This window comes from Candidatus Skiveiella danica (genome assembly GCF_022705245.1).
GTDB lineage: Bacteria > Pseudomonadota > Gammaproteobacteria > Burkholderiales > Burkholderiaceae_C > Skiveiella > Skiveiella danica.
The window spans coordinates 41,823-48,190 of the sequence record NZ_JAKJEW010000029.1; the positions used below are offsets into that span (position 1 = coordinate 41,823).

The following is a 6,368-nucleotide window of genomic DNA, read 5'->3' on the forward strand; positions in this document are numbered from 1 at the left end:
CTCAGTCGTTGGCGTAGATGTCAACGTCCTTCGTCTCCTTGACGAACAACATGCCGATCACGAAGGTCATGCCGGCGACGATGATCGGATACCACAGACCGTTGTACATGTTACCGGTCTGCGCCACGATGGCAAACGCCGTGGTGGGCAGCAGGCCGCCGAACCAGCCGTTGCCGATGTGATAAGGCAGCGACATGGAGGTGTAGCGAATCCGGGTCGGGAACATTTCCACCAACATGGCAGCGATCGGGCCGTACACCATGGTCACCAGGATCACGAGGTAGGTCAGGATACCAATGACCTTGACCTTGTCGAACTTGGCCATGTCGGCCTTCGGCGGATAGCCCGCGGCCTTCAGCGCATCCGCCACGGCCTTCTTGAACTCAGCGTCCTTGGCCTTCGCTTCCGCGGCGGGCAGGCCCTTGGAGCTGTAGCCCGTGATGGCCGTTTCGCCCACCTTGATCACGGCGGGTGCGCCAGCGGGGCCGGCAATGTTGTCGTAGCTCACCGAGGCGCCCGCCAGCACCTGCTTGGCGATGTCGCACGAGCTGGTGAACTTGACGGTGCCGGTCGGGTTGAACTGGAACGAGCACTCCTTGGCATCGGCCGTGACCGTCACCTTGTTCTTGGCCTGCGCGGCAGCCAGATCGGGGTTGGCGGCCTTGGTCAGCGCTTCGAACACCGGGAAGTAGGTCACCACGGCCAACAGGCAGCCGGCCATGATGATGGGCTTGCGGCCAATCTTGTCGGACCAAGCGCCGAAGACGATGAAGAAGGGCGTTCCGATGATCAGGGAGATCGCCACCATGATGTTGGCGGTCGCGCCATCAACCTTGAGCGCCTGGGTCAGGAAGAACAGGGCATAGAACTGGCCCGAATACCAGACGACGGCCTGGCCGGCGGTCAGACCGATGAGTGCCAGAATCACGATCTTCAGGTTTTTCCACTGACCGAAGGATTCGGACAGCGGCGCCTTGGAGGTCTTGCCTTCGGCCTTCATCTTGGCGAAGGCAGGCGACTCGTTCATGCTCAGGCGGATGTAGACCGACACGGCCAGCAGCAGGATCGAGACGATGAACGGAACGCGCCAGCCCCAGTCGGCAAAGGCGGCTTCGCCGATCACCGTCCGGGTGCCCAGAATGATCATCAGGGACAGGAACAGGCCCAGCGTCGCCGTGGTCTGAATCCAGGAGGTGTAGGCACCGCGCTTGCCCATGGGCGCATGTTCGGCCACATAGGTCGCCGCACCGCCGTACTCGCCACCCAGCGCCAGACCTTGCAGCATGCGCAGGGCAATCAGGATCACCGGGGCTGCGACGCCGATGGTGGCGTAATTCGGCAAGATACCCACGATGAACGTGGACAGGCCCATGATCAGGATGGTCACCAGGAACGTGTATTTGCGGCCGATCATGTCGCCGAGGCGTCCGAACACCAGCGCGCCGAATGGGCGCACGATGAAGCCGGCTGCGAACGCGAGCAGCGCGAAGATGAAGGCGGAACCTTCGTCGAGCCCGCTGAAGAACTGCTTGGCAATGATGGCTGCGAGCGAGCCGTAAAGGTAAAAGTCGTACCACTCGAACACGGTGCCGAGCGAGGAGGCGAAGATGACCTTCTTCTCCTCCGCGGACATCGGCCGTGCTGCCACGGCTGCTGTTTGTGAGCTTCTCATGAGGTTGTCTCCAATAGGTTCAATGAAGGACACCCGGACCGGTGTCTGCGGCGGACTATCAGAGGGGGGACTGACCGCAATCTGACGAATTTCTTGCAAAGGCTTACTTCAAGCTGTACGCATGCTTACGGCACAGGCGTTAACCCTTGCTTACTTTTTCTTGATGCGAAATTTGCACCAGAAACCACCTGAAACGAGAGGAGTCTGGATGCCGTTGACCTAGGGAAAGCCCTCATGTTTTATTGCATTCTGAGCCGGCTTGTGGTGTCTCACCCACGCCACGAGACCTCCATCAGAAGCGTAAGCACATGGTCAGTCCCAATTTACAAAATCGCCGCAATGTGCTTGTCGCACATATTTTTTGCCTATCATTTTTTCAATCAACCCTGAGGAGACCCACATGAGTGATCCGGTGGTCGACAAAATCCAGAAGAACCCCAAGTACCTGGAGCTTCGCAAGAAGCGCAGTGGCTTCGGCTGGTTCCTGACGCTGCTGATGATGGTCGTGTACTACGGCTACATCGCGCTGATCGCATTCAACAAGCCCTTTCTGGCCCAGCCCATCGGCGCAGGTGTCACCACCCTGGGCATCCCCATCGGCATGGGCGTGATCATCTTCACGATCGTGATCACCGGCATCTACGTGCGCCGCGCCAACAGCGAATTCGACGCACTGACCACCGAAATCCTGAAAGACGCCTCCAAATGAAAAAGATGACCCTCACCCTGGCCGCGCTGCTGGCGCTGCTGACGACCGGTTTGGTCTACGCCGCCGGTGGCGACGTCGGCCAGGCGGCCAAGCAGGAAACCAACTGGACCGCGATCAGCATGTTTGCCCTGTTCGTGGCCGGCACGCTCTACATTACCAAATGGGCCGCGGCCAAGACCAAGTCGGCCGCTGACTTCTACACTGGCGGTGGCGGCATCACCGGCTTCCAGAACGGCCTGGCGATTGCGGGCGATTACATGTCCGCGGCCTCGTTCCTGGGTATTTCCGCGGCTGTGATGGCCACCGGCTATGACGGCCTGATCTACTCGATCGGTTTCCTGGTCGGCTGGCCGGTCATCACCTTCCTGATGGCCGAGCGCCTGCGCAACCTGGGCAAATTCACCTTTGCCGACGTGGCAGGCTACCGCTTTCAACAGGGTCCGATCCGCGCCTTCGCTGCTTCCGGCACGCTGGTGGTCGTCGCTTTCTACCTGATCGCCCAGATGGTGGGTGCCGGCCAGCTGATCAAGCTGCTGTTCGGTCTGGACTACTGGATGGCGGTCGTGATCGTCGGCGCGCTGATGATGGTCTACGTGCTGTTCGGCGGCATGACGGCCACGACCTGGGTCCAGATCATCAAGGCCTGCCTGCTGCTCTCGGGCGTGACCTTCATGGCCTTCATGGTGCTGGCGCAGTTCGGCTTCAGCCCCGAGGCCCTGTTCGCCAAGGGGGTCGAGGTGCGGTCGGCCATTGCCGCCAACACCGGGAAGACGCCAGAGGAGGCCGCCAAGGCTGGCCTGTCCATCATGGGGCCGGGCGGCTTCGTGAAGGATCCGATCTCGGCCATTTCCTTCGGCATGGCGCTGATGTTCGGCACCGCCGGCCTGCCCCACATCCTGATGCGCTTCTTTACCGTCCCCGACGCGAAGGAAGCACGCAAGTCGGTGTTCTGGGCGACCACCTGGATCGGCTATTTCTACGTGCTGATCTTCATCATCGGCTTTGGCGCGATCACCCTGGTGCTGACGAACCCCGAGTTCTCCGACGTGGCCAAGGGCGTCATCAAGGGCGGCGCGGGCACGGCCAACATGGCGGCCGTGCTGGTGGCCAAGTCGGTCGGTGGCAACGTGTTCTACGGCTTCATCTCGGCCGTGGCCTTCGCGACGATCCTGGCGGTGGTGGCCGGCCTGACGCTTTCGGGCGCCTCCGCCGTCTCGCACGACATCTACGCCACGCTGATCAAGAAGGGCAAGGCCGACAGCGCCGCCGAACTGAAGGTGTCCCGCGTCACAACGCTGGCGCTGGGCGTGCTGGCCGTGACCCTGGGCATCGTCTTCGAGAAGCAGAACATCGCCTTCATGGTGTCGCTGGCTTTCGCCATCGCTGCCTCGGCCAACTTCCCGGTTCTGTTCATGTCCGTGCTGTGGAAAGACTGCACCACCAAGGGTGCGGTCATCGGCGGCTTCCTGGGGCTGATTTCGTCGGTGGCGCTGACCGTGGTTTCGCCGTCGGTGTGGGAAGCCACGCTGGGCAACCCCAAGGGTTCGGCGCTGTTCCCCTACACCTCGCCGGCGCTGTTCTCCATGACCATCGGCTTCGTGGGCATCTGGCTGTTCTCCATCCTGGACCGCAGCCCGAACGCCGCCCGGGAGCGCGCCGCGTTCCCCGCGCAGCAGGTGCGCTCGGAAACCGGCCTCGGCGCTTCGGGCGCATCGGGACACTGATCCGATACCAATGATCCGTGCGGGCCTGCCCGCACGCCGTCAGAAATAAACCGGGCCCTGCGCCCGGTTTTTTTGTTGGAAGGCGGGGCCCCTCAGTGGCGCTGCAGATGCCGCAACTTGATGAAAGCCAAAGCGGCCATGACCGCATCGTTGAGGGCGTCGTGCGCATCGCGCACCGGCAAACCCAGATCGCCCATCAGCGTCGCAAAACGCAGGTCGATCGGCGCGTTCGCCTGCTGCTGGTACGCAGGCAGCTGCCGGAACTTGTAGTCGTAATAGAGCGACGAGACCTCGATCGCCGGCTGCGGCAGCCCCTGCCCCAGCATCGGAAACAGGGCTCGATTCAGCATGGCCAGGTCGAACTCCAGGTAATAGCCGACCAGGGGCCGGCTGCCAATGAAGCGCATCAGCTGCTTCAAAGCCTCGTCGATGGGCAGGCCCTGCGCCAGGTCGCGCTCGCGCAGGCGGTGAATGCGCACGCTCTCGGCTGAAACCCCCCGCTCGGGCCGAACCAGGAGTTCCAGGCGTTCGCTGGTCATGATCCGGTTGCCGACGATGCGCACTGCGCCGATCGACACGATCTCGTCGGTGCGCACGTTCAGTCCGGTGGTCTCGCAGTCCAGCGACACCCATTCGCCCTCGGGCGGTGCATCGAACATGAAACGGAATGCGGGATCACCCAGGTGGTACAGCATCCACTCGCGCTTGAGCGCGCCGAGCCAGCGCGGCGATGGGAGACCGGCCCTCATCGGACCGCGTCCAGGTGGAACCGATGGCGCAGCAGCACCTTGAACCGCTTGACCACACCCAGCGTGTCCTTGAGCAGGTCGCGGTCCAGGCTGCTGAGCCGCGCCACGTCGATGGCACCCGTCACCGCTTTGCCGGTATCGAGTTCGGCCAGGCCGGCCTTGAGTTTGAGCCCCATGAAGAAATGCAGGCTGTCGGTCAGGTCCGCGGCCATGTCGGGGCTGAGCTGTCCGCCCGCCACCAGTGCCGTGATGCGGCCCGCTGTGCCGGTCTCGGTCAGGCGATGCGCCAGCGCCAGGCTGCGCACGCCATGCACCAGCGGAAAGATGCCTTCTTTCTTGAGGTTGAGATGCGATTCGGCGTCACCGAGGCCCAGCAACCGGTTCCACCAGCCGGTGCTGCTGCCAAAGGCGTCAATGGCCGCCGCGAACCGACCGAGCATGGCGTCGTTGTCGGTGGCCAGCTTCATCAGGCCGCGCTGCACCGCCTCCAGCAGGTGGGCATCGCCACACACCGCATGGGCGTCCATGAAGATAGCCAGGTTCATCAGGCTGTCGCCGTCGGGCATGATCAGCCACTGGCGCGTCATCTGGGCGAACTCGCTGACCGGCTTGCGCCACTGGGCGTTGCTCACCATGATGTGCCCCGGGCATTCCGGATAGCCGAAATCACGCAGCGCCCCCGAGAAGCGCTCGCAGATGCCCGCCAGGTCCGCAGGCGGTACATAGCCGTCGCGCAGAACCAGGCCGTTGTCCTGGTCGGTCTTCAGCAGTTGTTCGCCCCGTCCTTCGCTGCCCATCACGAACAGGCAGCTGTGGGCCACCAGGTCGGGGGGAGCGATGAGCTGCCAGGCCCGCTCGAAAAGGCGGGCATTGAGCTGCTGCACCAGCTTGGCGATCAGGTTGACCCGTGAACCGCTGCGGTACAGCAGGGCGATCATCCGTGTGATCCGTGTGGCGGCCTGGCTCAAGCCCTCCAGGTCCTTCGCCTCCTCGATCTGCACCGTGATCATGTGCGACTGGTTGGACAGGAAGCTGAACAGGTCCAGCGCCTCCAGAATGCCCAGGATCTCATCGCCCTCGGCCACCACCACCCGGTGCACGCGACGGCGCAGCATCACGGCCATCGCGTCGCCCAGCTGGTCGGAGGGTTTCACCTCGATCAGCTTGAAGGTGGACAGCTCCCCGACGGCCAGCTGATCGAGCGGCCGGCCGTCCAGGATGGCACGCTGCAGCGCCGTGGCGGTGAAGATGCCCAGCCGTGGCGGTTGCGACTGGGTGTCGCGCACCAGCACGTTGGACGTGCGGTGCGCCTGGAACAGCTTCACCACCGAGAGGATGTCGGTGCTGGCGTCGACGAAATGGGCCGGCCGAAGGAACGCCTCGTCCACGCGGGACATCGTGAGCGACTGCAGCTCGTGCTGGTTCTTGCGCTCGGAAAGCGCACTGAGCTTGTTGCTGAGGTCGGAAAACAGCAGCGCGCCGAAGGTGGCATTCGAAGCAATCAGGTCGCTGAC

The 6,368-nt window shown here is 63.1% G+C and carries 5 protein-coding genes; 2 read left to right on the forward strand and 3 right to left on the reverse strand.

Features of this window, described 5'->3' with window-relative positions:
• Position 1: 1 nt before the first annotated feature.
• On the reverse strand, positions 2 to 1,672 hold the full coding sequence (locus ACMUOY_RS15610) for an MFS transporter (RefSeq protein WP_413893659.1): 1,671 nt from the start codon (positions 1,670 to 1,672) through the stop codon (positions 2 to 4).
• Positions 1,673 to 2,072: 400 nt separating this feature from the next.
• Between ACMUOY_RS15610 and ACMUOY_RS15615 the strand changes: the two genes are divergently transcribed.
• A complete protein-coding gene (locus ACMUOY_RS15615) occupies positions 2,073 to 2,381 on the forward strand; it encodes a DUF485 domain-containing protein (RefSeq protein WP_413893660.1) in 309 nt (102 codons plus the stop codon).
• On the forward strand, positions 2,378 to 4,105 hold the full coding sequence (locus tag ACMUOY_RS15620) for a cation acetate symporter (RefSeq protein WP_413893661.1): 1,728 nt from the start codon (positions 2,378 to 2,380) through the stop codon (positions 4,103 to 4,105). The genes ACMUOY_RS15615 and ACMUOY_RS15620 overlap by 4 nt, the downstream gene beginning before the upstream one ends.
• Before the next feature lie 92 nt (positions 4,106 to 4,197).
• Here the strand turns inward: ACMUOY_RS15620 and ACMUOY_RS15625 are convergent, their stop codons facing one another.
• Both ACMUOY_RS15625 and ACMUOY_RS15630 read right to left on the reverse strand, forming a co-directional pair.
• On the reverse strand, positions 4,198 to 4,854 hold the full coding sequence (locus ACMUOY_RS15625) for a 3'-5' exonuclease (RefSeq protein ID WP_413893662.1): 657 nt from the start codon (positions 4,852 to 4,854) through the stop codon (positions 4,198 to 4,200).
• Positions 4,851 to 6,368, reverse strand: a 1,518-nt coding sequence (locus ACMUOY_RS15630; RefSeq protein ID WP_413893663.1) for a DUF294 nucleotidyltransferase-like domain-containing protein, incomplete at its 5' end; no start/stop codon positions are given. The genes ACMUOY_RS15625 and ACMUOY_RS15630, both read right to left, overlap by 4 nt.